Consider the following 26886-nt stretch of genomic DNA (forward strand, 5'->3'; position numbering starts at 1 on the left):
GATCGCCCGGTCAAGCCGGGCGATGACAGCTGAGTGTTCGGCGAGCGCGCCATCATCATCACCCTCCCTGCCGCGGCGTGATGATCTCGATCTCGTCGCCGGGCTTCAGCGCCGTCTCGGCCCAGCGGCTCTTCGGCACGACGTCGTAGTTGAGCGCGATCGCGAAATGGGTGCCCTCGTAGTCGAGCTCGCTGAGCAGCGCGTCGACGCTGGCCGAATTCACCTCGCGCTGCTCGCCGTTCACGATCACGCGCATTGCATCACCTCATTGTCGATCTGGCCGCGCTCGACAAAGCCAAGCGTCAGCTCGGCCAGCGCCGGGGCGATCAGGAAGCCGTGACGGTAGAGGCCGTTCACGCTGATCGTGTTGCCGCGAATGCCGATGCGCGGCAGATTGTCGGGAAAAGCGGGGCGCAGGCCGGAGCCGAATTCGACGATGCGGGCCTCGCCGAAGGCGGGATGCACGGCATAGGCCGCGCCCAACAGCTCCAGCGCCGAGCGGACGCTGACGCCGGTGTCCTCGGCCTCGATCGAGGTCGCGCCCAGCATGAACAGATTGTCCTCGCGCGGGATCACATAGAGCGGCCAGCGCGGATGGATCAGCCGCACCGGGCGCGCGAGCTGCACCTCGGCGGTTTCGATCAGGATCATCTCGCCCTTGACGCCGCGCAAGCCGGGCTGCTCGTCGCGCGCAGAAAGGCCGCGGCAGTCGATCACGATGCCTTTAGGATCAAGTTTTGCGAGTTCGGCCGCGGCGACGTCGCTTTCGAATTTGATGGTGCCGCCGGCGGCGCGGATGCGCTCGTGCAGTTTCGGCAGCACGCGGCGCGGCTCGACATGACCCTCGGTCGGGAAGAACAACGCGTCGCGGAAGCGGCCTTCGAGCGACGGCTCGAGCTCGGCAAGGCCGGCGGCATCGAGCCGGCGATGGCCTTCGGTCATCCGGGCAAAACGCTCGAAGTCGTTGCGCTCGCGCGGGTGGGCAACGACCAGCGAGCCGTTGAAAGGCGTGTCGGGCAATTCGCGCCGCCAGATGTCGAGCGAGCGCAGGCCGAGGCGGCTGATGATGGGTTCGGAAACCTCCGCCTCGCAATAGGGCGCGAGCATGCCGCCGGCCCAATGGCTGGTGGCGTCGGTCATGTCGGCGTCACCGCGCTCGTGCAGGGTGACGGCGTGGCCGGCCTGCGCGAACAGCAAGGCCTGCCAGGCGCCCGCAATGCCTGCGCCGATGATGGATACCGGGGAATCCGGTCGCTTGGTCGTCTGCAACATCCCTGTCCCTTCGCCGGCATGACCCGGATCAGGTTCAAAGGGTCACCGCGGTCCTGGGCGGATTTGCCCATTTAGCGGTATCTCAGCTCCTCCTCGGAGCACCCCTCGGAACGGCTCTAATGTATGCCAGCAGGACTGGGTGGTCAACGCGTTTGGCGGGAACCGGGCTTACCTGGGCGCCTGTGCCCGGGCGTTGCGGACGCGCTGGGCGAGCTTGCGGTGCGGGACCGTGCCGAACATCGGCTGCGGATTGCCGTTCGGCTCGAGCCAAGGAGCGCCCATATTGGCCTCGCTCGTATTGGCGACCTGCACGGCCTCCTGCCGCTGCCGCTTTGCGGCGTAGTAATAGCCGCCGGCGAAATAACGCACGGCGCGGGCGTGATCGCCATTGGCGGCGTGATAGGCGCCGGCGAGATATTTCACGGCATAGGTGAGGTTGGTATTGGGATCGCGCAGGCCGGCGGCGTCGCCGGTGTAGCCGACCCCGCGCGCGGTCGCGAGCTTGATCTGCATCAGCCCGATGGTGCCGCCATGGCCGACCAGGCCGGGCTGATAGCGGCTTTCGCGCATGATGACGCGATGCACCAGCGCCTCCGGCACGCCGTTGGCGCGGGCATGGGCCGCGACCATCTCGGCGTACTCCGCTTGGCCCGCGAATGCGGCCTGTGGCAACGTCAGTCCGGCCGCGAGCAGCGCGGCGACATGTAAAATTTTCATCAAATGTTCCTCGGCACCGCTCACCTGCGCCCGCTCGCGTTAGGCCCCGCGAACGCGGCGATGATGTGGCGAAACGCCTCCGATTACGTTTTTGCAGCGCAGAGCCGTCATTCGGACGCAAGGCCGGCGTAGGGCTTGTCATGCAGACGAAGCCGTCATTCGCGACAGCGGGCCTGTCTATTCGCGTGCGGGCCCGAAAGCGAGTAAGAGAGCGGCGCAAATCGGGAGAGGTGCCATGACAAAAGCAAACGTGGTGAAGGCACACATCGGCGACATTCCCAGGCAAAATCCCTGTGCGCAATGCGGCGCGCCGATCCCCCAACCTGATTGGATCGAGGCGGGCGACGGACGCATCTCCTATCTTTGGACATGCCGTGCTTGCAATTATCGCTTCGAGGCGGTTGCGATTTTTGATGAGGGAGCCGTCGCGCACCCGCCGCTTGCGGCCTGAGGTTTAGTCTTCGGGCATGATCTTTTCGGAAAACCGCTGCACACCTTGCGCTGGCGCGGCCCTTCGGGTCCGGATCATGGCTTAAGCCGCAAGCTGCGGCTGCTGCCGTACCGGCAATTGCATCCGCACGATCAGCCCATGCGGCTCCCGGTCGTGCAGCGACAGCTCACCGCCGTGGGCGATAGCGATCGCGCGCGCCGCGTGATCGCCGAAGGGAATCGTGCGCTGCAAAATGTTCCTGAGTGACTTAGGAACAATCGCACGCGGCTCCGATGCTCGCGCAGCACGCGACGAAATTGCAGCACGCGCGGAACTGGGACTGATCCGAGCTGTTTTCTCCGCACAAGTTTTCTGCTGAAGGAGAGGACAATATGTTGATGAAATCGATCGCGGCCGGTCTTGCCGGTACCGCACTGCTCGCAACCGTTGCGTTCGCGCAAAATCCGACCGCCACCACCGACAAGGCGCCGGCTGCCGCGGCGACGACGACCACCACGACCGCGTCGGGACAGTGGCGTACGTCCAAGATGGACGGCATCAAGGTCTATAACGACGCCAATGAGAACATCGGCTCGATCAACGATCTGCTGATGGACAAGAGCGGTAACATCAAGATCGCCGTGATCGGCGTCGGCGGCTTCCTCGGCCTGGGCGAGCATCTGGTTGCGGTGCCCTTTGAGAAGCTGAAATTCGTCAACGAGGCGGTTGCCTACACCGGCGCTGCCGGGAACAACCCGAACAGCGCAGCCAACCGGCCCGCGGCGACTACCACGACGGGTGCCGCGACCGGCACCGACAACAAGCCCGCGACGACAACGACGGCCACGTCCGCGTCGAAATGGTATCCGGACCACGCCGTGTTCAATGCGAGCAAGGATGAGCTGAAGAACATGCCCGAGTTCAAGTACTCGGAGTAACGCGGCTCTGAATGGCTAAACGAAGCGCGCCCGGTTTTCACCGGGCGCGCTGTCGTGCTTTTCTTCCCTCTCTCCGCAAGCGGGAAGAGGGAGAAGAGCCTCAGTGAGTCACCAGCGGGCAGCCGCCCTTGTCGAGCGGACGGAAGGCCTCGTCGCCGGGCACGGTGGCGATCAGCTTGTAGAGGTCCCACTCGCCCTTGGAGTCCTGGGGCTTCTTGACCTCGAAAAGATACATGTCGTGGACCATGCGGCCGTCGATGCGGATCTTGCCGTTCTTGGCGAAGAAGTCGTTGACCGGCGTCTTGCGCATCTGCTCCATCACCTTCGGCGCCTCGTCTGACTTGATGGCGTCGATCGCCTTCAGATAGTGCATGGTCGCCGAATAGAGCCCCGCCTGGATCATGGTCGGCATGTGACCGACTTTCTCGTTGAAGCGCTTGGAGAAGGCGCGCGTCTCCTCGTTGGTGTCCCAGTAGAACGCGTCGGTGATGATGAGGCCTTGCGTCGACTTGATGCCGAGCGAATGAACGTCGGTGATCTCCATGAGCAAGGCGATCATCTTCTGGCCGCCCTCCGTCAGGCCGAACTCGGCCGCCTGTTTCAGCGCATTGGTGGTGTCGCCGCCGGCATTGGCCAGCGCGACCACCTTGGCCTTGGAGGCCTGGGCCTGGAGCAGGAAGGAGGAGAAGTCCGACGAGTTGAGCGGATGGCGGACCTCGCCCAGCACCTTGCCGCCGCTCTCCTTGACGACGTTGGCGGCGTCGCGCTGCAGCGCCATGCCGAAGGCGTAGTCGGCGGTGACGAAGAACCAGGTGTCCTCGCCGCGCTTGACCATCGCCTTGCCGGCGACGTTCGACAGCGCATAGGTGTCGTAGGTCCAGTGCACCGTGTTGGGCGAGCAGGCGACGCCCGTGATATCGGATGAGCCGCCGCCGGAATTGATGTGGATCTTGTTCTTCTCGCGCGTCAACGCCGAGATCGGCAGCGCCACCGACGAGGTCGGCACGTCGAAGATCGCGTCGACCTTGTCGTTGTCGTACCAGTTGCGGGCGATGTTGACGCCGACGTCGGGCTTGTTCTGGTGATCGGCGGAGACCACCTGCACGGGCTTGCCCGCGACTTTGGCACCGTAATCGGCGACCGCCATCTCCACGGCGGCGAGCGAGCCCTTGCCGGTCGCGTCCGCATAGAGGCTCGACATGTCCGTGAGCACGCCGATCTTGACGACGTCGTCGGAAATTTGCGCCTGGGCGGCGCCTGACGTGGCGGCGAGCGCGAGACCGGCCGCGATCGCGGCGATGAGCTTTTGCATTTTGTTTCTCCCTCAGCGTTGTTGTTTGGGTTTTGTTACGGGGACCGTTCTAACGACAATCGGTCCCCGGAGCAAAGCCCGAGAATGCGCGAGGAGGGTTGAGAAATAAGCAGGGCGCGGCAGTGTTTTCACCCTCTCCCCGGGAGAAGGAAGAAGCTCACGCGCTGCTGCCCTTGAGCCGTTCGTTGCGCCGGCGCAGGCCTTCCAGGGTGGCGAGCAGGATGACCGAGACCGTCGTCAGGATCACCGCCGCCGCCGTGATGGTCGGGCTGATGTTCTCGCGGATGCCGCTGAACATCTCGCGCGGCAGGGTGCGCTGCTCGGGACCTGCCATGAACAGCACGATCACCACCTCATCGAAGCTGGTCGCGAAGGCGAACAGGGCCCCCGATGCCACGCCGGGCAGGATCAGCGGCAGGATCACGCGGCGGAAGGCGTCAAGCGGCGAGGCACCGAGCGAGGCGGCAGCGCGGGCCAGATTGGTGTCGAAGCTCTGCAGCGTCGCGCCGACCGTGATGACGACGAAGGGCGTCGCCAGCGCGGTGTGGGCCAGGATCAAGCCGAGATAGCTGCCGGTCAATCCGATCGGCGCGAAGAAGAAATAGAGACCGACCGCGGTGATGACCCCGGGCACGACGACCGGCGACAGCACGAAGGCCAGCACGAGCGGCTTGAACCGGCTCTTCCACTGCGCCAGCCCTAACGCCGCCAGCGTGCCGAGCACCATCGACAGCAGGGTCGAGGCGACACCGATGATCATGCTGTTCTTCAGCGAATTCATCCAGCGCGGCGAATTGATGAAGTCGTCGTACCAGCGCAGCGAGAGGCCCGGCAGCGGATAGGTGAGGTACGAGCCCGAGCTGAACGACAGCGGCATGATCGCAAGGATCGGCGCAATCAGGAAGATGAACACCAGCGTGGAGATCACGATGGTCGCGGTCCACGCAATGCGCTGGCTCGGCGTGCGGATGGAGGAATTGTCGCTCAATTCTTCATCCCTCCCGTGACCTGCTGTCCCTGCACCAGCTTTCCGTAGACGAGCGCGAGCAGAATAGTGGCGAGCAGCAGCACCGCACCCAGTGCCGAAGCAAGGCCCCAATTGGCCGTCTCGGTCGTGTAGAGCGCGATGAAGTAGCTGATCATTTGATCGGCGGCGCCCCCGACGAGTGCCGGCGTGATGTAATAGCCGAGCGCCAGGATGAAGACGAGCAGGCTTCCCGCGCCGATGCCCGGCAGCGTCTGAGGCAGGTAGATCCGCAGGAAGGCGGTGAGGGGTGGTGCACCGAGCGAGGCGGCCGCACGCATGTAAGCAGGCGAGATCGCCTTCATGCTGCTGTACAGCGGCAGGATCATGAACGGCAGGAGAACGTGGGTCATGGCCACGCAGACACCAAAGCGGTTGTAGATCAGGCGCAACGGCTCGTCGATGATGCCAAGCCAGAGCAGGCTGTCGTTCACGACGCCTTTGCTCTGCAACAGAACGATCCAGGCGCAGGTGCGGACCAGCAGCGACGTCCAGAACGGCAGCAGGACGAAGATCATCAGCAAATTCGACCGGCCGGGCGGCAGCGCGGCCAGCAAGTAGGCGACCGGAAAGCCAAGGATCAGGCACAGCACCGTGACACTGAGGCTGATGAGGAAGGTGCGGACGAAAACGTCGCGGTAGATGGCCTGATCCGGCGGGGCTGCGACGATCGCGCCGTCCACGTTCCGCGTCAGATCGAGCGCCGACAAAAGATAGAAGCCGGTCATGGGACCACTGGCGTCCTTGATCGTGGTCCAGGTGGCGCGTTCGCGCCAGGCCGGGGCGATCTTGCCCAGCGTCTCCCTGGCCGTGCCGGGCTCGGGCGCAGTCTTCAGATTGCGTGCGGTGCTAGTCAGGATCGTGCGGAAGCCGTTCAGTGCGTAGTTGAGCCGCTTGGCCGCAATCGCAATGGTGCCGGAATCGCGCGCCGCCATGATGTCGCCCGCCAGCGCCGCGTAGGCCTTTTCGTCCGGCAGATTCCTGCCGTCCCAACTGGCGAGAGCCGCGATGGTCTGAGGCAGAACCAGACGCACCTCGCGGTCATCGACGGCACGCCACAGCATGCCGGCGATGGGCCCAGCGAAGGTGAAGAGCAGGAAGACGAGAAGCGGCAGAACCAGCGCCAATGCTTTGACCTGGCGTGCTCGCTCCGCCCGCCGCAATCGGCGCTTGAGCGGCACCTCGGTCGGGCCATGGGCGCCGGTCAAGAGCGCATCCGTCATTGGTCTAACCTTGGGTCGAGCTTTGTGGGGACGCTATTTCGCGGCCCATTTGTTGAAGCGCTCGGTCAGGCGGTCGATGTTCTCGAGCCAGAAGGCAACATTGATCTCGACCGCATTCTTGATGTTGTCAGGCGCCGTCGGCAGGTCCTTCAGAACAGCAGGCGCGAGCAGGGCGGCTGCGTCCTTGTTCGAGGTGCCATAAGCAATGTTCTCCGACAGTTTCGACTGGTTCTCAGCCTTGCCGACGAAGTCCAGGAACTTGTAGGCCGCGTCCTTGTTCGGGCTGCCTTTCAGAATCACCCAAGTGTCGAGGGTGAAGAGCGCTCCGTCCCAGACCATGCCAAAATTCTTCTTCTCGTTCTTGTTCGCGGTGTCGATGCGGCCATTGTAGACCGAGGTCATTGCCACCTCGCCGGAGGCGAGCAATTGCGGCGGCTGAGCGCCGGCCTTCCACCAGACGATGTCGCCCTTGATGGTGTCCAGCTTCTTGAACGCGCGCTCGACGCCCTCGTCGGTCGCCAGCACCTTGTAGACGTCCTTTGGCGCGACGCCGTCGGCCATGAGGGCGATCTCCAGCGTGGTCTTCGGCCCCTGACGCAGGGCACGCTTGCCCGGGATCTTCTTGGTGTCGAAGAAGTCGGCCCAGCCCTTCGGGGCCTCCTTCAACTTGTCCTTGTCGTAGCCGAGAACGAAATCGTAGAGGATGGCGCCGACGCCGCAAGGATTGACCGACGGTGGGATATAGGCGGCCTCGCCGCCGATCTTCGAATAGTCGAGCTTTTCGAACAGGCCTTCCTCGCAGCCAACCGCCAGCTCGTCGCTCTCGACCTGGACGACGTCCCAGGTGGCGGCACCACCCTGCACCTTGGCGCGCAACACGCCGACGCCGCCGTCCCAGGACTCGTCATTCAAGGGAACACCGGTCGCTTTCTTGAACGGCTCGAAATAGACCTTCTTCTGGGCATCCTGATAGGCGCCGCCCCACGACACAACGGTGAGGTCACGCGCCTGCGCGACCGTGGCCAGCGTCGCGCTGGCAGTGAATGCCGCGGCGAAACCCAGAATAATCTTGCGCTTCAGCATGGTCTTTGTTCCTTCTTCACGTGACGTTGAGCTTGGTCGGTGCAGGTCCGCCCACCTTGGAGCGATGCTGCATGGTCGGATCAGACGGGATCGAGGGCCAGGCAGTCCTCCGGGCGGAAGGTGATGAACACGTCATCGCCAGGTCTCAGGCTGCCAGCTGTAAGGCTGCCAGCTCTCAGGCTGTCATGTGTCCCCGGCTGAAGCTTGACCATGAACTCCTTGTTGTCGGCGACGTCGAGCACGGCCAGCGCGTGGTCGCCGAGATAGATGGTGTTCTGCACCTTGGCCGGCAGTCGGTTCGGTTCGTCGCTGGAGATGCCATCCGGGATAATGGCGATCCGCTCCGGCCGCACCGACAGCGAGGTCGATGCGCCCGCGCCTGATACGTTGACGGCTCGTGCGGTCACGGCGCCGCCGCCAGCCAGCGCAACTCGGCAATATTCTTTCTCGACCGTCTCGACGGTGCCGGCCAGCACATTGTTCTCGCCGATGAAATGGGCGACGAAGCTGTTCACCGGATGCTCATACAGCGCGGCGGGCCTGTCGATCTGCTGCACGATGCCGTCGTTGAATACGGCGATGCGATCCGACATGGTGAGCGCTTCACTTTGATCGTGGGTGACGTAGACGACGGTGATGCCCATCGTCTCGTGCAGTTGCTTGATCTCCAGTTGCATCTGCTCCCGCAGGCGCTTGTCCAGGGCGCCCAGCGGCTCGTCCATCAGCACGAGTTGCGGATTGAAAACAAGGGCGCGGGCCAGTGCCACGCGCTGCTGTTGACCGCCGGACAGCTGCCCGGGCCGCCGCTGCGCCAGAGTTTCCATCTTGATCATGCGCAATGCCGCTTTGACACGATCCTGCGCTTCGGCCTTGTTCGTGTTGCGAACGGAGAGCGGGAAGGCGATATTCTCCGCAATCGTCAGGTGCGGAAACAGGGCATAGTTCTGGAACACCATGCCGATGTCGCGCTTGTGTGCCGGCACGTTCTTGATCGGTCGGTCCGCGAGGAAGATCTCGCCATGGGTCGGAACCTCGAAACCCGCCAGCATCATCAGGGTGGTCGTCTTGCCCGAGCCCGACGGACCAAGCAGGGTGACGAACTCGCCCTTCCTGATGTCGAGATCGAGGTTTTTCACCACGAGGTGCTCGCCATCATAGGTCTTCTGAATGCCGGAAAAGCGCACCAGCGCCGGCGCAGGCGAAACCATGCCGGCTTCCATGTCATCCTCGCGTTGTCAGCCACAGTGCTGTCAGCACCCCGTCCCCGGGGTGCGAGGAACAGCTTAGCATCGTCCGACCAGATTGCCAGCGGCGCAAGCGACTGCGCGCACGGACCCGTCGGGAAAAGGCGCGCGCTACATCCCCGACAGCTTCGTCACGGATACATTCAGCGAGCCCCCGGCTTCCGCGATCACGCGCAGCGTCTTGGAGTCGAAGGCGATGTCGGCGAGGCTCAGGCTGTCGATCTTCGCCTCGACCTTGATGCCATCCTCGTTCTTCTGATAGTCGGCGATCGCGGCGGCGATCTTCTCGCGTGCGTTGGCGGCAATCGGCTTCAGATCGACCGTCGCTTTCTGCACCAGCGCCTGCTGCATCTGCGGCACCACCGCGCGCGCCGCGGCACCCAGCAGGCCGAAGGCCGCCTCGGATTCCACGGCGAGCTGGATGTCGGCGAGCCGCAGCGTCTGCTGCGCCTGGTCGAGCATCGGCCGGCCCCAGATGTGCACGGTCGCTTCGGCGCCGAGACCAAGCCAGCTCTTCTTCTCCTTGGCGCGCACCAGCAGCGAGATCAGGAGGCGCTCGCCCGACGGGATCACGTTGACGCTCTTGACGGTGACATCGACCGGGCCGGAGCCGTCCTCGGGATAGGTGTGGCCGACCATCTGCGCCGCGATGAGCTTGTTGATCTCGGTGAAGGGCACGTCGATCGGCACGCCAATGTTCACACCGGTGCCGGTCGGCGGCACGATCGAGATCTTGTCGGGGAACGGGCAGTCGGGCTTGGTCGGCGTCGAGATCACGCGCGTCTCGAGCTCGAGGCCAAGCAGCAGCGTCACGTTCTGTGCGTCGACGCGCGGCTGTGCCGCGATGGCGCGGGTCGGCTTCATCTCGAGCCAAAGCGGCGGCAGCGCGGCGGAAGACCCCGAGCCTTGCAGCGGGATCGAGCGGCAGGCCTTGGCCCATTGCAGCTTCGCGTTGTCCCGCAAGGTCGGATCGTTGCGCATGCGTTCGGAAACGGCGTTGATCTGTTCGCCAACGGTCTTGTCGATCAGCGGCTTCACCTGCGCAGGCACGTTGACCTTGGCGCCCGAAATGTTGAGGTTTGTATCGCCAAGATTGACCTGGGCGCCGAGATTGGGCTCGAGATGCCAGTTGGCGGCAAGCTTCGGCCGCGAGGTAACGACGACGTTGCCCTTGATCTCGGCGCTGGCGTTCAAATTCTTGATGTTGACCGCGCCGATCTGTTTCGCGGCATTGCCGCCGAGCACGCTGCCGAGCGCCTCGCCGAGCGCGCCGGTGGCTTTCGACGACAGCGAGCCCGTCACGTTCAGCTTGCCCGTGAGCGGCGTCGAGATCGTCAGCACGTCCTTGTCGCCGGCAGTCGCCATCGGTCCGCGTACCGCCGACCAGCCGATGTCGGCGTTCTCCAGGATTTGCGAAATCGGGTTCTCGGCCTTGCCGGCGAAATTGCGCGGAGCGGCCTTCTCGGCCTGCTCGCGGATCGCCGACAGCGCGATGGCGACCGGCGCCACCACGATCGAGCTCTTCGAGACTGGCGGCAGCGGCGGCAATTGCGCGACCGGCGGCGCGGAATTCGTTGCCCGCGGCGACAGCCAGTCCATCGCCTTCAGGCTGATGAAAAACGACGCCGAGAGCACCGCGACGGCGATCAGGACAGTTTTTAAGTTCAGCGTCAGTCGCATCAATCCCCCAGGCCGCCCCGGGGCAGAAGTCTACAGGGCAGGCAAGGAGGGCGCTAGAGCCCACCGATGGGGTGGAATTGGGGCAAACATATTAACGGCCGCGAACGCACCGTTGCCGCGCATGCGTCATGGCACACCCTAGCTGCGCCTCGGACGGCGCACCGCCCTCACATTGCCGCGATCTCCGCCACCGCAGAAGAAACGGTCGCCGCCATCGGACTCCAATCCTGACACCATCGTCCCGGCGGGCAGGTCGAGCTGCTCCAGCACCTTGCCCGTCTCGGGGTCGATCCGCCTGATGTCGCTGTCCTCGCCTTCCCAGGTGCCGTGCCAGAGCTCGCCGTCGACCCAGGTCACGCCGGTGACGAAGCGCTTGCTTTCGATGGTGCGGAGAATTTTTCCCGTCTGGGGATCGACCTGATGGATCTTGCGCTCCCGATACTGTCCGACCCAGAGCGAGCCCTCGGCCCAGGCCAGTCCGGAATCGCCACCGCCGCCGGGTGCCGGGATGGTGGCGAGCACCTTGCCGGTCACAGCGTCGATCTTCTGGATGCGGTCCTCGGCGATCTGGAACAGGTGGCGGCCGTCGAACGCCGTTCCCGCATGCGCGGCGACATCGATGGAGCGGGTGATGTTGCCATCGGCCGGGTCGACCGCGTTCAATCTGTCGCCGGATGCGAACCACATAAGGCTGCCGTCATAGGTGACGCCGTGCACGGCTTCGACGCCTGCATAGGGCCCGTATTCCCTGACGATCTCGGCGGCTGAACGTTTCATCTGCTCGGTCCCTGCGGTGTGAATCCCACTTTACGTCTTCATGAGCGGTCCGGGGAGTAACAAGCCTGTCGGGAAACCCGGCACGGGCGGCGTCATCCAGCGCCGCGCCCGTCCGTGTCCGAAGGACTGCACCTTGTTCGATCGCGCCAGCTCTTCGAGGGCCCGTTGCACGGTGCGCGCGCTCGTTCCCAGCGCCAGCGCGAGCGCCGAACTCGACCAGGGCTCGCCATCAGAGAGGAAGGCGAGCACATTGGCGTGCTTCTCCTCGACGGGCCGTGCGAGGACGAGAACCTGCCGCGTGTTGCGCGGCGTCAGCGCAAAACCTTGCCTGGTCGCGCTGACGTCGGCCAGAGGCTTGAGCTTGGTGCGAAGCCGCCCGATTTCGACGCGCAGCCGGGCGCGATGCGATTCATCGACGTGCCTTGCCTGAAACGCTCCCGTGATCAACGCTTCCCGCGAGACATCGGCCGGCCAGGCCTGCGCCAGGATGCGCGCGAGCGCGAACAGCACCGGCCGCGTTCCGAGCGGCACGAGGATGCCTCGCCTGCGAACCGCGTGATGGAACGTGTCCACCACGAGCGCCTCCGATGTCACGAGGTCCTCGACCTCCTCGAGCAGTAGCGGCCGTTCGTGCCCGCGCGTGATCAAGCGCGCTGCGGGCGTGTCGAGCACGCGGCTCGTGCCTTCGACCTCCGCCGCAAGCGCGGGAATGCCGGCCTGTCGTGCTGCGCTCGCCGCGCGCCCGAGCGCCGCGCGCGCGTCTTTCGTTCGGAGCCGCCGGATGGCGATGCCGGCAATCACGAGCTCGCGGGCGACCTGCGCAGCCGGGGGCAGCGGTGTGGTCTTGATCTCGGCCAGCGTGCGCTCGGCCTCGTCGAGGCGCCCGAGAAGGAGAAGTCTGCGCGCCTCGATGTGACCCGCATAGGCCGCGTTGGCGAGGTCACCGTGGCTCGCGAGCGTCGCCCGCGCGACCACGAGCGTGTTGGCCGGCCAATTCAGGTCGCGCGAGACGAGTGCGATCTCGGCCTCCGCCACCACGCATCTGGCGCGCGCGACCGCCTCTTTCGGGCCGAAGGCGCGTGCGGCGCTGCGCAGCAACGTCTTCGCCTTGGCGAGATCGCCGAGTTGCGCCATCGCGATGCCGCGCAGCGCCAGCGAAGGTGCATCGTTGCGCAGCGCAACGCGGTTCAGCGCGCCGAGCGGATCGCCGGCTTGGAGCGCGCGCGCCGCGGCCGTGATCAGCGACTCCATTCAAATCCCGCCACACTTGTTACTCCCACCACGCAACCGTCCGGTGCGAGAGATCGTTGACGGCCGACAATGTGCGGCGAGGGACGAGCGGTTCCGCATCTCACACAGCGAGATACGGAACGGCCGCCCGGGAAAAGTTGGAGAGCCATGATGACATCAGCTGACAACGCAGGAAACAACGGACAAGCCGCCATGCAAACACCGCCGGTGGTGTCGCCGCAGGACTGGGAGGCCGCCCGTCAGCAACTGCTCGTGAAGGAAAAGGCGCATACCCGTGCCCGCGACGCCCTGGCCGCCGAGCGCCGGCGCATGCCTTGGATGGAAGTGACCAAAACCTATGCGTTCGAGGGGCCCGGCGGCAAGGTCAGTCTGCACGACCTGTTCCAGGGCCGGCGGCAGCTGATCGTCTACCGTGCGTTCTTCGAGCCGGGCGTGTTCGGCTGGCCGGATCATGCCTGCCGCGGCTGCTCCATGGTGGCCGACCAGGTCGCGCATGTCGCGCACCTCAATGCCCGCGACACCACGCTGGTGTTCGCCTCGCGCGCACCGCAGGCCGATATCAGCAGGCTGAAGCAGCGGATGGGCTGGACCATGCCATGGGTCACCGTCACCGACAGTTTCGATGCGGATTTCGGCGTCGACGAGTGGCACGGGACCAACGTGTTCTTCCGCGACGGCGACCGGATCTTCCGCACCTATTTCGTCAAGAGCCGGGGCGACGAGCAGATGGGCGGCACCTGGAATTACCTCGACATCACGCCGCTGGGACGGCAGGAGGTCTGGGAGGATTCGCCGAAAGGCTATCCGCAGACGCCGACCTACAAATGGTGGAACTGGCACGACAGCTACACCGAAGGTGCGGTGCCCGACAAGAGATGGGTCGAGATCTCGACCGCGGGCGAGAAGGCTTTTCGCGAGGAGGCGGCTGAAGGACGTGACTAGTCCCGTCAGCGCAATGGCCGGCGCGAGCCGCAACGGTGTGGTGGCCGCGCGCCACCTCGCCAGATGGTTGGGGCTGGCGGCGACGCCGACCTTCGCGATCATGGCCGTACTGACGGCCATGCTTGATGGCCCGGCGGACATGCTGTGTGGCTCCGGACATGGGGCGATGCTCGGCGGGATGGTGCCGATGTATCTGCTGATGAGCGCGTTTCATTCGGCGGCGTGGCTGAGGCTGATCGCAGATCGGCGGGGCCGGTGGCCCTACCGCGAAGCCGCCTGCAAATAGGCAACGATCTTGCCCGCTTCCTCCGCCGAGACGCCGCCATAGGGCTGCATCTTGTTGCCGGAGACGACCTCGTCCGGCTTGAGCATGAAGCGGGTGAGTTTGTCCTGGTCCCAGACGAAGCCGGCTTCCTTCATCGACGAAGAATAGTTGTAGTTCGGCAGCGCGCCGGCCTTGCGTCCGACGATTTTGTTGAGGTTGGGGCCCAGACGATTGTCGCCCTCTTTCACCGAGTGGCAGGTGCGGCAGGAATTGTTGAAGGCTTGCTGGGCTGCATCGTCGCTCCCCGGCTGCTGTGCGCGCGAGGTGGGCACGGTCAGCAGCAGTGCCACGGCGGCAGCGATCGCGCGCAGGCATTTGCCTTGCGGCGTTTGCGGACGTGATTGCATTCGCGCCTCCATCGGGGATCGCGCCGCAGCACGCGCGCGCATCGGTATGCAGAGGGCCAACGAAAACGGCCCCGGTGGGTTCCGGGGCCGTTTGCGTCACAATGTCCTGTCGCTTACCGCGTTGCGGCTCCGAGCTCTGCGCGGCGCTCCGTCATCGGCAGCACGATCACCTTGGTGCCGACGTTGACGCGGGAGTACAGGTCCGCGACATCGTCATTGGTCAGGCGGATGCAGCCGGAGGAGACGTGCTTGCCGATGGTGTCGGGTGCGTTGGTGCCGTGGATGCGGTAGATGGTGCCGCCGAGATACATGGCGCGGGCGCCGAGCGGATTGCCGGGACCGCCGGCCATGTGGCGCGGCAGATAGGGTTGGCGGGCGATCATCTCCGGCGGCGGGGTCCAATCCGGCCACTCCGCCTTCTTGGTCACCGACTGGGTGCCGGACCAGGTGAAACCGTCGCGGCCGACGCCGATGCCGTAGCGCATCGCCTGGCCATTGCCGAGCACGAGATAGAGATAGGTGTTGGGCGTATCGATGATGATGGTGCCCGGCGCCTCACGCGTCGCATAGGAGACGGTCTGGCGGCGGAAGCGGGCCGGCGTTTCGACCGCGTCCTGCTCCTCGGACGGCGCGGCCCGATAGGGCGTCGCTTGATAAGGCTGGTACGGCTGCGGCGCTGCGATCGGCGGCAGCGGCTGGAAGAAGGGGAAGAGCTGCACAGGCGCGGCCTTGGCCGGGCCGGCGAACGCGATCGCGGTGACAGCCACTGCGCCAAACGCAACGGCGCGCGAATAAGTCTTCAACGTCTCCAGATTGATCATCGGTCGCCCCTGTTTGCGCGGTGTTTCTTGGTCACCCGGCACCGTTGCGGTGCTCTGTTGCCTAGATCACTAACGGCAAGAAGTTTCGGGACGTTTGCGCGGAAAACCGAAAACGGTTTCATGGCGGAAAGGATTGTTTCATGACGGTTTCGTGGCTGCGCGGACCCGTTAACGAACAAAACAGCGGGCCGACACTTCCATGACGTCACACGCCTGAAATATCCGTGGTTGATGGTCCTAAGCCGAGAATCATAAAAATCTCGGGATTTCCCCATGCGGGTATTAATCGCGACTGACGCCTGGCATCCGCAGGTCAACGGTGTGGTGCGGACGCTGACCTCGCTGGCTGGCGCGGCCAAGGCATTGGATGTCGAGATCGACTTCCTGACGCCGGACGGCTTTCGGTCATGGCCGTTGCCGACCTATCCGGGGCTGCGCATTGCGCTGCCGAGCGGCAGGGAGATTGGGCGGCGGATCGAGAGGGCGGCGCCGGAGGCGCTGCACATCGCGACCGAAGGGCCGATCGGCTGGGCGGCGCGGGCTTATTGCCGTCGCAACCGGCTCGCCTTCACCACCTCCTACACCACGCGCTTTCCCGAATACGTCTCGGTGCGAACCGGCATCCCCGCGAGCGTCGGCTACGCCGTGCTGCGCCACTTCCACGATGCCGCCGCCATGACGATGGTCGCGACGCCCTCGCTGCGGCAGGAGCTGTCCGAGCGCGGTTTCAAGCGGCTCGGCTTCTGGACCCGCGGCGTGAACACCGAGCTGTTTCATCCGGACTCTCCAGCCAAGCTCGATCTGCCCGGGCCGATCTTCATGACGATGGGCCGCGTGGCGGTGGAGAAGAACCTCGAGGCTTTCCTCTCGCTCGACCTGCCCGGCACCAAGGTCGTCATCGGCGACGGTCCGCAGAAGGCCGGCCTTGAAAAGAAATATCCCGACGTGGTCTTCCTCGGCGAGAAGAAGGGCGCTGACCTCACCGCGTACCTCGCCGCCGCTGACGTGTTCGCGTTTCCGAGCCTGACCGACACGTTCGGCGTGGTGCAGCTCGAAGCGCTCGCCTGCGGCACGCCGGTTGCGGCGTTCCCGGTGACGGGTCCGAAGGATGTCATCGCAGATCACCCGATCGGCGCGATCGACCACGATTTGCGCGCCGCGTGCCTGCGCGCACTGACCATGTCGCGCGAGACCTGCCGCAACTTCGCGCTGGAGCGCTCCTGGGAAAACAGCGCGCGCCAATTCGTCGGCAACCTCACTTCACTTCAGCCCAGCCGTGCCTTGCGCGCCTCGCCTCGCATGGCGCGGCGGCCGGTGCGCGGCTGATCCCGTTTGACTACAGCGAGAACCTCATCGATGGCTAAGATCATGAACCTTGACGGCACCCAGCAGCTCGACCTCACCCGTGGCACGGTCGAGCAGGCCTATGATCGTTGGGCACCGGTCTACGACCTCGTGTTCGGAGGCGTGTTCGCAAAAGGCCGGCAGGCCGCGATCGCGGCCACCAACAAGATCGGCGGCCGGGTGCTCGAGGTCGGCGTCGGCACCGGCATCTCGCTGCCGCTCTACGCGCCGCATCTGCGCATTTTCGGCACCGACATCTCGGAGGCGATGCTCGACAAGGCGCGCCAGCGCGTCGCCGAGGGCGGCCTAGAGAACGTCGAAGGCCTCGCGGTGATGGATGCCGAGAAGCTCGAATTCCCCGACAACTGCTTCGACGTCGTGATGGCGCAATACGTCGTCACCGCCGTGCCGAATCCGGAAGTCGCGCTGGACGAATTCGCCCGCGTGCTGCGCCCGGGCGGGGAGCTGATCATCCTCACCCGCGTCAGCGCCGATACCGGCATGCGCCGCTTCATCGAGCAGAAGCTGCAGCCGGTGGTACGTCCGCTCGGTTTCCGCACCGCCGAGTTCGCCTGGTCGCGTTATGCCAAATGGCTGGCCGGTGCCGACGGCATCGAGCTCGCCGAGCGCCGCCTGATCCCGCCGCTCGGTCATTTCTCGCTGGTGCGATTCCGCAAGATCGACGTCGCCAAGGCGGCTTGATCCAAGCTCACGTAACCCGTGCGTCATCGCGCCGCTGCGCATCGTCACATGACAAAATGATGATGTCACACGGCCTACATCGAATCCCTGTAAATCCTGAACCCGAAAGCATTTGGGGGAGAGCATGATCAAGAACTATCTCGAGCAGCTGCGCATCCAGCGCTGGGACGACCATCGCTACTATCACCACAGCCGCATCAATCAGAGCCTGCACTTCGTCAGCGCGCTGAGCTTCCTGTTCGCCTATGTCTGGCTGTTCGTCGACCCCATGGTCTCCGCGCTGGTGGGCTGGCTGGTCTCGATGACCTCGCGCCAGGCCGGCCACTTCTTCTTCGAGCCGCATGGCTACGACCAGATCAACCAGGCGACGCACGAGCACAAGGAAGAGATCAAGGTCGGCTACAACCTTCGGCGCAAGGTGGTGCTGATGTCGATCTGGGCGATGTCGCCGGTGGTGCTGTTGGTCGATCCGACTCTGTTCGGACTGTTCACGCCTTGGGCGGGCGCGACCGACTTCATGCGGCAAGTGGCCAAGATCTGGCTCGTCGTCGGCGGCGGCGGTCTCATGTTCCGCACGGTGCACCTGTTCTTCATCCGCGACGTCGAGACCGGTCTCGTCTGGATGACGAAGATCCTGACCGACCCCTTCCACGATTTGATGCTCTACCGCAACGCGCCGCTGGCGCTGATGCGTGGCGAGCTGATGGATCCCGGCCTGCATCTCAAGCCCGAGCACACGCTGGGCCTCATCGGTGAGCCCACGCTCGAAGAGCAGCACGCCTGAGCGCGCCGTTCTCACCAAGGCCTCCGATGTCTGATGGTTGCGTCATGCCCGGGCTCGTCCCGCCTGCGCGGCCGAAGCCGCTTCGGCGAGGCGAAGGCCCGGGCATCCACGTCTTGGAGTTCTCGCGCGGAGACGCGTGGATGGCCGGGCATAGGCGAGCGGAAGCGACGCCGTCCTTCGGACGGCTGTGCCCGGCCATGACGCCGTTGGAGGAACCAGCCTCAGCGCCCGAAGCGCTTGGCCAGCATCTCTTTCAGGATCTGCCGCTTGATGGTCTTGTTGGTGAGGACGCCGTCGTGCCACCAGAAGCCGTCGGCCTTCATCTTCTCGGCCGCGCGGACGAAACGCTCGGCGACCTCGGTGAAATCGGCGTCGGTGTAGTTCAGGCTGAAGATCAGCCTGCCGGTGCCGACCCAGCTCAAGGACAGGCCTTCGGCGCGCAGATAATATTGCAGCATCCAGTTGTAGCGGGACGGCGTGGTGTATTTCACCGTCCAGATCGACGAGAAATTTGCAAACCGCACCGGCAGGTCGGCATCGCTCATCATTCGGTTGAGCTTTTGCGCGCGGCCGTTCCAGGTCTCGTCCAGTCCGTCATAGACGGCGCGGAAATTCGGGCTGGCGAGCCGGCTCAGAAACTCGTCCATCGCCGTCATGACGTAGGGGTGCGAGTTGAAGGTGCCGCGGGCGAAGCAGACGTCGGCGGGGCGGTCGTCGCGGAAGCGGCGCATCAGCTCGCGTTTGCCGCAGACCACGCCGACCGGCAGGCCGCCGGCGAGGCTCTTGCCGTAGGTCACCATGTCGGCCTTGATGCCAAAGTATTCCTGGGCGCCGCCGGCAGCGAGACGGAAGCCGACGAAGACCTCGTCGAAGATCAGCACGATGCCGCGCTCAGTGCAGACCTCGCGCAGCTGCTTGAGCCATTCGGTGTAGGCCGCGCGGTCGAAATTACCGCCCCGGGAGGAATCGACCAGCGAGGAATCGCCGGGCGCGTTGCCGTTCGGATGCAGGCCCTGCAGTGGATTGACCAGCACGCAGGCGATGTCCTTGCGCGTGCGCAGCACGTGCAGCGTCTTCTCCGACATCTCGGCGAGGGTGTAGGTCTCGTGCGCGGGAATCGGATTGCCGACGCCGGGCTGCACGTCGCCCCACCAGCCGTGATAGGCGCCGGCGAAACGGACCAGATGCGTGCGCCTGGTGTGGTAGCGCGCGAGCCGCACTGCCTGCATCACGGCCTCGGTGCCGGACATATGGAAGGACACTTCGTCGAGGCCCGAGATCTGGCACAGCCGCGCCACGTTCTCGAGGATGATGGGATGGTAGGGTCCGAGCACCGGTCCGAGCGCGTGCGCCCGCTTCTCGGAGCCCTCGATGCACTCCTTGTAGAAGCCGTTGCCGAAGATGTTGACGCCGTAGGACCCCGTGAGGTCGTAGGAGGTGTTGCCGTCGACATCCGTAATGGTGACACCGCGCGACGACTCTACGAATGTCGAAGTGCCCAAATGCTCGCGGACGAGACGCGAGAACTGGAATGGCACGCGGTATGTTTCGGTGAAGTGCAGGTCGGAGATCTTTTCCGCCGCGTCCTTCGTCATCGCGCGGCCCTTGGGGTAGCGCTCGGCGTAGAGGCTTGCGAGGCGGAAGAAGCCGTCCCTGCGCAGGCCTGCGATGTTCGCCGGCGCGCCGTCGCAGGCGAAGTACGCATCGCCTTCGAATTCGTAGAACGGAAGCAGCTTTGCCACCCGGCGCGACATCTTGGAGTGCCCGGCGAGCGAGCGGTGCTTGGCGCGGGACAATTCGATCCGCGCCTTGATCTTCGGGAAGGCGGCGGCAGCGGACGCTGCGGCGGCCACGGACAAAGAAAGAATCGGGAGTGTCGTTTCCATGACAACAAGCGCTAATACTGTGAGCTGACAGATTCATGACAGTCAAAGCCCTCATCGCCTCTTTCACCCAGCAGGAAGACCTCAACTTCCTGTTGACCAACCGCATCCCGCGCGCCGCGTTGACCCGGTTCATGGGCTGGTTCTCCAAGATCGAGAACCCGCTGGTGCGGGACGGCTCCATCGCGCTGTGGAAGCTGTTCTCCGACCTCGATCTCACGGAGGCGCGCAAGACCCATTTCCGGAGCCTGCACGACTGCTTCACCCGGGAGCTCAAGCCCGGCTTGCGGCGCTTTGATCCGGACCCCTCCATTGTCGCCAGTCCGTCCGACGGCATCGTCGGCGCACATGGCCGGATCGCCGATACCGAGCTGTTCCAGGTCAAGGGCGCGCCGTACTCGCTGCTCGATCTGCTGGGCGATTCCGTACTGGTCGACCAGCACCGCAACGGCTCCTTCGTCACGCTGCGGCTGACTTCAAGCATGTATCACCGCTTCCACGCGCCTTATGACGCGCATATCGAGCGCGTCACGCTGATCCATGGCGATGTCTGGAACGTCAACCCGATCGCGCTAAAGCGCGTCGAGCGCCTGTTCTGCAAGAACGAGCGCACGGTGATCCGCACGCATCTATCAACTGGCGAGGCCGTGACGCTGGTGCCGGTCGCCGCGATCCTGGTGGCAAGCATCCGCCTGCACTTCCTCGACATGGTGCTGAATGCGCAGACCAGGGGGCCGGTCAATTTTCCCTGCGACGTCAACGTGAGCAAGGGCGAGGAGCTCGGCTGGTTCGAGCACGGCTCGACCATCATCATTCTCGCGCCCGGCGATTTCACCTTCTGCGACGGCATCGCCGAAGGCACGCGCATTCGCGCAGGTCAAGCGTTGCTGAGAAAAAACTAGCCTTCAATCCGCCGCGGCGGCCGCTTATATCGTCGGTGGGGACGTTTCTACGACGACGGATGTGGTGATGGCACGGGCGCCGGTCATGGCGGCGGGTGGTATTGTGCTGCGGCGAGGTGCGCCGCCGCTGATTGCCGTCGTGCGCCAGCGCAAGCGCAACGAATGGGTTTTGCCCAAGGGCAAGCTCGACGACGGCGAGACGCCGAAGCAAGCTGCGCATCGCGAAGTGCGGGAAGAGACCGGCCACGACGTCGCCATCCACGAATTTTTGGGTACGCTCGTCTATCAGTCAGGTGGCCGCTCCAAGGTCGTGCATTTCTGGCGCATGGAGGCCGGGGGCGGTCCCGTCCGCAAGCTGATGAACGACATCAAGGCGGTCGACTGGCTGCCCCTGGAAGACGCGCTCGCGCGCCTGTCGCGCGAGTATGAGCGGGTGTTCCTGACCCAGGTTGGCCCGATCGCGCTCGCCGCGGCGGGGCTTACATCTTCGCCTGCGCCCGAGCCGCCACCGCTGGCGACCGACGATGTCGATGCGGCTTTGCAGACACTGACACCGGCTGAAGCAGCCTCGGTGGGCGAGTTGCGGCACGGTCTGTTGCAGAAGATGAAAGCCTGGCTACGCGGAGAGGCGTGAGTTTTCTTCACCTCGCCCCGCGTCGACGGTGCACCCTCGCCCCTTGTGGGAGAGGGTGGCTCGCCGCGAAGCGGCGAGGCGGGTGAGGGGTCCACGCGCGAAGCTGTCGCAATGGATTCGCGGTGAGAACCCCTCATCCGGCGCTTCGCGCCACCTTCTCCCACAAGGGGAGAAGGAAGAAAGTCACCGCCGCTCCTTCTCCTTCGGAACTGGCGCTGGCCGTCGCGGCGCTGCGGGGCGTTGTGCGGCGGGGAGGCGCTGCTGGAATCCGCCCGGGCGTTGCAGGCCCGGCTGTTGAGCAGCGGGCGGCTGGCCGGGTTGCATGCCGGTGCGCGGCAGTTGCGGCTGCGGACCGGGCTGCTGTTGCGTTCCGCCCGGCTGCGGCGGCGCGACTCCGCCGGGCTGCGTCGGACTCTGTCCACCGCGTCGCGGCCGGGTTTGCGGGGTGCCGTCAGGCTGCGTGCCTTGACCGGCGCGCGGTGGGCCTGCCGGACGTCCCGCGCCTTGTTTCTGGCCTTGTTGCTGCTGACCCTGACCTACGCGCGGCGTACCGGGCTGCACGGCGCCACCTTGGCCCGGCGCTTGGCCCTGCCGCTGTGGCTGGGCGCCTTGACGGCCTGGCGTGCCTGGCTGTTGCTGCCCTGGACGGTTGTTCTGACCGGGCTGGCCGTTCGGCCGCTGCGGCTGTTGCGGCTGTTGTCCTGGCGCCGTGTTCGGCCGCAATTGTTGCTGTTGCGGCGGCTGGAACGGCCGCGGAATGCGCGGGCTCGCGGTCGGATTGGCGCGACGGAAGTCGCGCTGCTCGGTGACGATCTGCCGGCCCGTGGTCTGCGCCAGACGCACCTGGCTGACGAAGCCGCGGTCGCGCGCGATCTGCTGTGGCGCTATCGTGATCGGCACCGCGGCAAAGCGCATGACCCCGGCAGCGGCCGCGCCCGGCCGGATCGCAAAACCGCTCGCGCCTTGGGTCAGCGCGCCGAGCCGCGTCCCGCTCGTGCGGTCGTCGACGTCGATGTGTCCGACCCGGCCATCGGCATCGGGATAGAGCTTGATGTTGACGTTGTTGGTCTTGCTCGCGGCCGCGCCTTCCGGCACCTCGACCACGCCCGTGGTGCCGCGGATGCCGAGCGTGGCCGTCGGCGTCGTGATCCTCATGTCGCCGGTCTTTGCCACCGCCGCCGCGACGAAGGCGACCGTGCCCTTGCCTATGTCGAAGATGCCTGCGTTGTGCTTGCCGCCGTCCTCATAGACGTAAGTGTCGATGGTGATCTTCGTGCTGGCGGAGAGGTTGAACGTGGTCGCGTCGTCGAAGGTGATGCCGAGCGATGAGTTCGACGAAGTCTGCACGACGTCGTTGAGATAGATGTCGTCGCGCACGCGCAGCGGATAGGAATTTTTGTCGCGGATCACGGTCGCGATGCCCGTCACCGTCGCAACGTTGCCGATCGGCTCGACGGCAGCGGGCTGCGCCTCGGTCGCGGGAGCGGGTGAAGCCGATGGCGTCGGCGAAGGGGCGGGCGACGGCTGCGCTTCTGGCTGCGCCTGCGCAAGCTCGATCGCATCGAATCCGAACGCAACGCTCGCGCCGGCCGGCGGCGACGCCAGCAGCACAAGCGCGAACATGAAGCGGCGCCAGGCCACGGTAAGAGTCACGAAGAATCCCGGTGAGAGATCGACCGATATCAGCCGCGTACAGCTGAACGGCGGATGAATGTCTATCGCACGGAGGCGGTGAACGTTCAAACGGTACGCGATGCTAGCTTGCGGCCAAGCCTCTCCACCGTCATGGCCGGGCTTGCCCCGGCCATCCACGCCTTGAAGCGCGGGACTAAGAACGTGGATGCCCGGGCCTTCGCCTCGCCGAAGCGGCTTCGGCCGCGCAAGCGGGACAAGCCCGGGCATGACGAAGAATGTGCATGTGTTGGAGACGACGCCTGCGGCGTCAGCTCACGCGCTTCCAGGTCTGGCCGCCGCAGAACATGCCGCCGAAGGCGCAGCCCTGCACGCGCATTGCATTCGGGCCCTTCATCGCGATCGTCGAGTCGTAATTGCGGCCGGAGTCGGGATCGTGGATACGGCCGCTCCACTTCGCGCCGTCGGGCTTCATGTTGATCAGGATGCGCTCGTTGGTCTTTGCGGCGTAGCCGCAGAGATTGACGCCGCACTGTTCGACGCGGACATTGCCCTTGTTCTCTTCGGTGGCCCAGACGCCGATCGGTGTGTTGGCAACCGCGACAGGCGCGGCGGGCACCGGGGCCGGAGCAACCGCGACCGGCGCGGGCGCAGGAGCGGGAGCCGCAACGGGCGCGGTCTGCGTCGTGTTGTCGTAACCGACGGACGGAACAGCGGCAACCGTCGTGCTCGGTGCTGCGATAGCGGGCGCTGCCGGCGCAGTCGCCTGCACCGGGGGCTGCTGCACGGGATGCTGCTGCACCGGAGCCGGCGCGGGCTGCGCGGTCGTGGCAGGAGCCGGCGTGGTGTCGACGTCATCGTCTTTGGAGCCAAGGCCCTTGAGGTTGATGTTGTTCAGCTTGATCGGCTTGTCCGAGAGGCCCGGCGCGACGATGGTCACGCAATTGAGCGAGGCGCAGTTGCGTGGCGTCTCGATGCGGATGTTCTGGCCTTCGATCTGGAACGAGATCGCATTGCCGGCATGCGCGGCGGCGGTGGACGCGAGGAAGAGGGCGGTGGCGGCGATGGTGAGCTTGTTCATGACAACCTCCGAAGATGTGTGGTCCCGATGGGACTGAAGTCGCGGGTGGATGAAGCGTGGTTCGACCCTACGCCGGGCTGGCCGGACGTTCTGTGATAGACGTCACAACGGCTCGCCGCGGCTGGGTGACGCAGCGCACATTCGGTCGCGATTCCATTTGCGTAACGTCGTCGCCACACAGAGGGAGGCGCCGATGACGCGGCTTGTGACTTCGCTTGGCACATTGATCGCGCTGCTGGCGATTGCGCCCGCAGCCGAGGCCGGGTCTTACGCGTTCTCGATTGGCGGTCATCGATTTCAGGTCGAGGCGCCCAGGAATTGCCGATCGGCTTCCTGTGTCTCGGTTTCCTCCCATCGCAGCTTTCGGCCTGTCGTCGACACGACGCCAGCCCCTGCGCCGGTGCTTCCGCCGCCGCAGCCGCTCTATCCCGTGGCTCCGGTCAGGCCAGCGCAAGCGATTGCGGTCGCGCCTGCGACGGCGCAGACGGCTCCTGTCCTTGCCTCAACGACCTCGCAGCCAATTGTCCTGCCGCAGGCGCCAAGCTCCAATCCGCCACGGGTGGAGCTACCGCAGACGGATCCGCCGAAGACCGTCGCGCTCGATCCGCCGCGCATGGAAGCACCCGTCGTCGCGCCAAGGCCGCAGCTCGAGCAGGCCGTGACGAGCCCTGAGCGCGGCGACGACGAACTCTCCTATTTGCCGCTCGGCGAATGGGAGAGCGCAGGCGCCAAGGGCACGGTCCGCATCGAACGCTGCGGTCCTGCACTGTGCGGCTTCGCGCTGACTGAAGCATCGACCAGGGGCGAGAGCGTGCTCGTCAACATGAAGCCGAAAACGCACGACGTCTGGACCGGCAACATCTACAGCCGCTCCAGCGGCAGTACCTATTATGCGAGGATGACGCTGAAGAACTCCGGCAAGCTTCACGTCGAAGCCTGCGTACTGGGCCATTTCTGGTGTTCCGGCAACGACTGGACGCGAGCCGAAGAGCAGCCGGAGAAGCTGATCACGACGTCGCGGCAGTGGAGCGCGCGGTCGTAAGGGAAGCGTTCGATACCTCCGGCTGAAGCCGCTAGATCATGCCGAGCACGATGGCACCGACAAAGGCCATGGCGAGGTACGCGGTGATAACGCTCAGTCTCCCGGCGAACGTCATGAGGTCGCTCCCGCTGTCGCGCCGCCTTGCGCGAGAGGATCATGGTTAACAGAGAGTCTCTTTTCGAAAAAGTCAGCCTTGCTGTCGCTCGTCACCGGCAGCGCTCCTGCTGGCGCCGGCCGACATGGTTAAAGAACACTGAAATCAACACGTTGAAGAGTCTTTAAGTAAATTCACCGAACGTGCGTGCATGACGCGCGGAGTTCGTTTGTATCTCGTCGGCTCCATCGTCCTTGTTTCGTTAGCGGGTTGCGGACGCGGCGTCTTCCAGGCCGAACGTGAACCGTGGCGGGCCGAGGCCGAAGCCGCATGCCTGAAATCTGGCGCGGTGAAAGAAGGGCCGGATCTCGTCCGCATCGACCCGATTTCCGGGCCGGGCATGTGCGGCGCGGAGTTTCCGCTCAAGGTCGCCGCCCTCGGCGAAGGCTCGAGCAGTTACGGCTTTGCCGATGAGGATTTGCGGCCGCCCGGGAGCGTCGGCAACCAGCCGCGCTGGCCGGTGACGCAGCCCCGATCGAATTACCCGCAAAGCCAGAACTATCCGCAACGCTCGAACTATCCCGAGAGCGCGGTGCGGCAGCCTTCCGGCTATGGCGCTTCGCCTGGCCCGATGCCGTTGAATGCGCCCGGCGTGGCGCAGCAGGAGGACGAGATCGATTTGCCGCCCGAGGGCACCGATGCCGCGGGCGCGTCGCGCTACATGAATGCGCCGAGCTATCCAGCGCGGCCGGCGCCGTATTCGCAGGCGCCCGCGCAGCAACCGCCGCCGCGTCTTGGTCCGGCACGGGGCGATCCCGTCACCGCCGTCGGCCCTGTTGCGATCAAGCCGGTTGCGACGCTGGCCTGTCCGATCGTATCCGAGCTCGACCGCTGGCTCGCCGACACCGTGCAGCCCTCGGCGATGCGCTGGTTCGGCACCCGCGTCGCGGAGATCAAGCAGATCTCCGCCTATTCCTGCCGCGGCATGAACGGCAATTCGCATGCCCATATTTCCGAGCACGCCTTCGGCAATGCGCTCGACATCGCCGCCTTCGTGCTCGCCGACGGCCGCCGCGTCACCGTGAAGGATGGCTGGCGCGGCATGCCGGAAGAGCAGGGATTCCTGCGCGACGTGCAGTCGGGCGCGTGCGTGCATTTCACAACGGTCCTGGCGCCGGGCTCGAACGTCTATCATTACGATCACATCCACGTCGATCTGATGCGCCGCGCCAGCCGGCGCCTGATCTGCCAGCCCGCCGCAGTTTCCGGCGAAGAGGTCGCCGGGCGGGCGCAGCAGCGCAACCCTTACGCCAGCAGGCGCGATCCCACCATCACGGGCTCGCTGGGTACGCGCAAGAGCACGCTGCGCAAGCACGAAGAGGACGAGTACGCCGACGATTGA

Annotated in this window: 28 protein-coding genes and 1 riboswitch; of the genes, 11 read left to right on the plus strand and 17 right to left on the minus strand. The window is 65.2% G+C overall.

Going from position 1 to position 26886, the window contains the following annotated elements; genetic code table 11:
• Positions 1-58 precede the first annotated feature (58 nt).
• From thiS to BcanWU425_RS10570, 3 genes are all read right to left on the minus strand, one after another.
• Positions 59-256, minus strand: a complete 198-nt coding sequence (gene thiS / locus BcanWU425_RS10560) for a sulfur carrier protein ThiS (protein WP_085349129.1) — start codon at positions 254-256, stop codon at positions 59-61.
• Positions 247-1272 (minus strand): FAD-dependent oxidoreductase, encoded by a 1026-nt coding sequence (locus BcanWU425_RS10565; protein ID WP_085349128.1) that lies wholly within the window; start codon positions 1270-1272, stop codon positions 247-249. The genes thiS and BcanWU425_RS10565 overlap by 10 nt, the downstream gene beginning before the upstream one ends.
• Positions 1260-1388: riboswitch (TPP riboswitch) on the minus strand. (Overlaps the previous gene by 13 nt.)
• A gap of 52 nt (positions 1389-1440) precedes the next feature.
• The gene (locus tag BcanWU425_RS10570; RefSeq protein ID WP_166517604.1) at positions 1441-1989 is read right to left on the minus strand and encodes a lytic transglycosylase domain-containing protein; all 549 of its coding nucleotides are present in this window, start codon (positions 1987-1989) and stop codon (positions 1441-1443) included.
• Between the two features lie 235 nt (positions 1990-2224).
• Here BcanWU425_RS10570 and BcanWU425_RS10575 point away from each other — a divergent pair, with 235 nt between their 5' ends.
• The gene (locus tag BcanWU425_RS10575; RefSeq protein WP_018454159.1) at positions 2225-2440 is read left to right on the plus strand and encodes a hypothetical protein; all 216 of its coding nucleotides are present in this window, start codon (positions 2225-2227) and stop codon (positions 2438-2440) included.
• 81 nt (positions 2441-2521) lie between these two features.
• Here the strand turns inward: BcanWU425_RS10575 and BcanWU425_RS10580 are convergent, their stop codons facing one another.
• The gene (locus BcanWU425_RS10580) at positions 2522-2671 is read right to left on the minus strand and encodes a hypothetical protein (protein WP_204514108.1); all 150 of its coding nucleotides are present in this window, start codon (positions 2669-2671) and stop codon (positions 2522-2524) included.
• 140 nt (positions 2672-2811) lie between these two features.
• Here BcanWU425_RS10580 and BcanWU425_RS10585 point away from each other — a divergent pair, with 140 nt between their 5' ends.
• A complete protein-coding gene (locus tag BcanWU425_RS10585) occupies positions 2812-3357 on the plus strand; it encodes a PRC-barrel domain-containing protein (RefSeq protein WP_018454160.1) in 546 nt (181 codons plus the stop codon).
• A 100-nt stretch (positions 3358-3457) separates the two neighbouring features.
• On the opposite strand, the gene BcanWU425_RS10590 is transcribed toward BcanWU425_RS10585, so the two are convergent.
• The 8 genes from BcanWU425_RS10590 to BcanWU425_RS10625 all read right to left on the minus strand — a co-directional run bounded on the left by BcanWU425_RS10590 (position 3458) and on the right by BcanWU425_RS10625 (position 12951).
• A complete protein-coding gene (locus BcanWU425_RS10590) occupies positions 3458-4669 on the minus strand; it encodes an ABC transporter substrate-binding protein (RefSeq protein ID WP_204512099.1) in 1212 nt (403 codons plus the stop codon).
• Positions 4670-4826: 157 nt separating this feature from the next.
• The gene (locus BcanWU425_RS10595; RefSeq protein ID WP_018454162.1) at positions 4827-5657 is read right to left on the minus strand and encodes an ABC transporter permease; all 831 of its coding nucleotides are present in this window, start codon (positions 5655-5657) and stop codon (positions 4827-4829) included.
• On the minus strand, positions 5654-6916 hold the full coding sequence (locus BcanWU425_RS10600; protein ID WP_204512098.1) for an ABC transporter permease: 1263 nt from the start codon (positions 6914-6916) through the stop codon (positions 5654-5656). Before BcanWU425_RS10600 ends, BcanWU425_RS10595 begins: the two co-directional genes overlap by 4 nt.
• 33 nt (positions 6917-6949) lie before the next feature.
• A complete protein-coding gene (locus BcanWU425_RS10605) occupies positions 6950-7999 on the minus strand; it encodes an ABC transporter substrate-binding protein (protein WP_085361438.1) in 1050 nt (349 codons plus the stop codon).
• 80 nt (positions 8000-8079) lie between these two features.
• A complete protein-coding gene (locus tag BcanWU425_RS10610; RefSeq protein WP_204512097.1) occupies positions 8080-9219 on the minus strand; it encodes an ABC transporter ATP-binding protein in 1140 nt (379 codons plus the stop codon).
• A gap of 135 nt (positions 9220-9354) precedes the next feature.
• Complete coding sequence (locus tag BcanWU425_RS10615) at positions 9355-10923, minus strand: DUF4403 family protein (RefSeq protein WP_085361436.1); 1569 nt, start codon at positions 10921-10923, stop codon at positions 9355-9357.
• Positions 10924-11061: 138 nt separating this feature from the next.
• Positions 11062-11700 carry a Vgb family protein gene (locus BcanWU425_RS10620; protein WP_085361435.1) on the minus strand — a complete coding sequence of 213 codons (639 nt, stop codon included), beginning with the start codon at positions 11698-11700 and terminating at the stop codon, positions 11062-11064.
• Between the two features lie 30 nt (positions 11701-11730).
• The gene (locus BcanWU425_RS10625) at positions 11731-12951 is read right to left on the minus strand and encodes a helix-turn-helix domain-containing protein (RefSeq protein WP_204512096.1); all 1221 of its coding nucleotides are present in this window, start codon (positions 12949-12951) and stop codon (positions 11731-11733) included.
• Between the two features lie 147 nt (positions 12952-13098).
• Between BcanWU425_RS10625 and BcanWU425_RS10630 the strand changes: the two genes are divergently transcribed.
• Entirely contained in the window at positions 13099-13893 is a 795-nt protein-coding gene (locus BcanWU425_RS10630; protein WP_204512095.1) for a DUF899 domain-containing protein, read from the plus strand.
• Entirely contained in the window at positions 13886-14179 is a 294-nt protein-coding gene (locus BcanWU425_RS10635; RefSeq protein ID WP_204512094.1) for a hypothetical protein, read from the plus strand. Before BcanWU425_RS10630 ends, BcanWU425_RS10635 begins: the two co-directional genes overlap by 8 nt.
• On the opposite strand, the gene BcanWU425_RS10640 is transcribed toward BcanWU425_RS10635, so the two are convergent.
• Positions 14155-14565, minus strand: coding sequence for a c-type cytochrome (locus BcanWU425_RS10640; RefSeq protein ID WP_204512093.1), 411 nt, complete (start codon positions 14563-14565; stop codon positions 14155-14157). The genes BcanWU425_RS10635 and BcanWU425_RS10640 overlap by 25 nt on opposite strands.
• A gap of 113 nt (positions 14566-14678) precedes the next feature.
• The gene (locus BcanWU425_RS10645) at positions 14679-15386 is read right to left on the minus strand and encodes a L,D-transpeptidase (protein ID WP_085385382.1); all 708 of its coding nucleotides are present in this window, start codon (positions 15384-15386) and stop codon (positions 14679-14681) included.
• Between the two features lie 273 nt (positions 15387-15659).
• On the opposite strand from BcanWU425_RS10645, the gene BcanWU425_RS10650 reads away from it, so the two are divergent.
• The 3 genes from BcanWU425_RS10650 to BcanWU425_RS10660 all read left to right on the plus strand — a co-directional run bounded on the left by BcanWU425_RS10650 (position 15660) and on the right by BcanWU425_RS10660 (position 18216).
• Positions 15660-16712, plus strand: coding sequence for a glycosyltransferase family 4 protein (locus BcanWU425_RS10650; RefSeq protein WP_204512092.1), 1053 nt, complete (start codon positions 15660-15662; stop codon positions 16710-16712).
• Between the two features lie 30 nt (positions 16713-16742).
• A complete protein-coding gene (locus BcanWU425_RS10655; protein ID WP_204512091.1) occupies positions 16743-17432 on the plus strand; it encodes a class I SAM-dependent methyltransferase in 690 nt (229 codons plus the stop codon).
• 124 nt (positions 17433-17556) lie between these two features.
• A complete protein-coding gene (locus tag BcanWU425_RS10660; protein ID WP_204512090.1) occupies positions 17557-18216 on the plus strand; it encodes a hypothetical protein in 660 nt (219 codons plus the stop codon).
• A 221-nt stretch (positions 18217-18437) separates the two neighbouring features.
• Here BcanWU425_RS10660 and BcanWU425_RS10665 read toward each other — a convergent pair whose 3' ends face one another.
• Entirely contained in the window at positions 18438-20102 is a 1665-nt protein-coding gene (locus BcanWU425_RS10665; RefSeq protein ID WP_204512089.1) for an aminotransferase class III-fold pyridoxal phosphate-dependent enzyme, read from the minus strand.
• Positions 20103-20137: 35 nt separating this feature from the next.
• Here BcanWU425_RS10665 and asd point away from each other — a divergent pair, with 35 nt between their 5' ends.
• Together asd and BcanWU425_RS10675 are read left to right on the plus strand one after the other, a co-directional pair.
• Positions 20138-21001, plus strand: coding sequence for an archaetidylserine decarboxylase (gene asd / locus BcanWU425_RS10670; protein WP_085361427.1), 864 nt, complete (start codon positions 20138-20140; stop codon positions 20999-21001).
• Between the two features lie 67 nt (positions 21002-21068).
• A complete protein-coding gene (locus BcanWU425_RS10675) occupies positions 21069-21635 on the plus strand; it encodes an NUDIX hydrolase (RefSeq protein ID WP_204512088.1) in 567 nt (188 codons plus the stop codon).
• Between the two features lie 183 nt (positions 21636-21818).
• Here the strand turns inward: BcanWU425_RS10675 and BcanWU425_RS10680 are convergent, their stop codons facing one another.
• Entirely contained in the window at positions 21819-23258 is a 1440-nt protein-coding gene (locus BcanWU425_RS10680; RefSeq protein ID WP_204513991.1) for a FecR family protein, read from the minus strand.
• Between the two features lie 319 nt (positions 23259-23577).
• Positions 23578-24348, minus strand: a complete 771-nt coding sequence (locus BcanWU425_RS10685) for a DUF2147 domain-containing protein (protein WP_204512087.1) — start codon at positions 24346-24348, stop codon at positions 23578-23580.
• Between the two features lie 193 nt (positions 24349-24541).
• On the opposite strand from BcanWU425_RS10685, the gene BcanWU425_RS10690 reads away from it, so the two are divergent.
• Both BcanWU425_RS10690 and BcanWU425_RS10695 read left to right on the plus strand, forming a co-directional pair.
• Complete coding sequence (locus BcanWU425_RS10690; protein ID WP_204512086.1) at positions 24542-25390, plus strand: DUF2147 domain-containing protein; 849 nt, start codon at positions 24542-24544, stop codon at positions 25388-25390.
• Between the two features lie 305 nt (positions 25391-25695).
• Positions 25696-26886: an extensin-like domain-containing protein gene (locus BcanWU425_RS10695; protein WP_204512085.1), complete on the plus strand. Its 1191-nt coding sequence runs from the start codon at positions 25696-25698 to the stop codon at positions 26884-26886.

The organism is Bradyrhizobium sp. WU425, from assembly GCF_021052305.1.
GTDB lineage: Bacteria > Pseudomonadota > Alphaproteobacteria > Rhizobiales > Xanthobacteraceae > Bradyrhizobium > Bradyrhizobium canariense_D.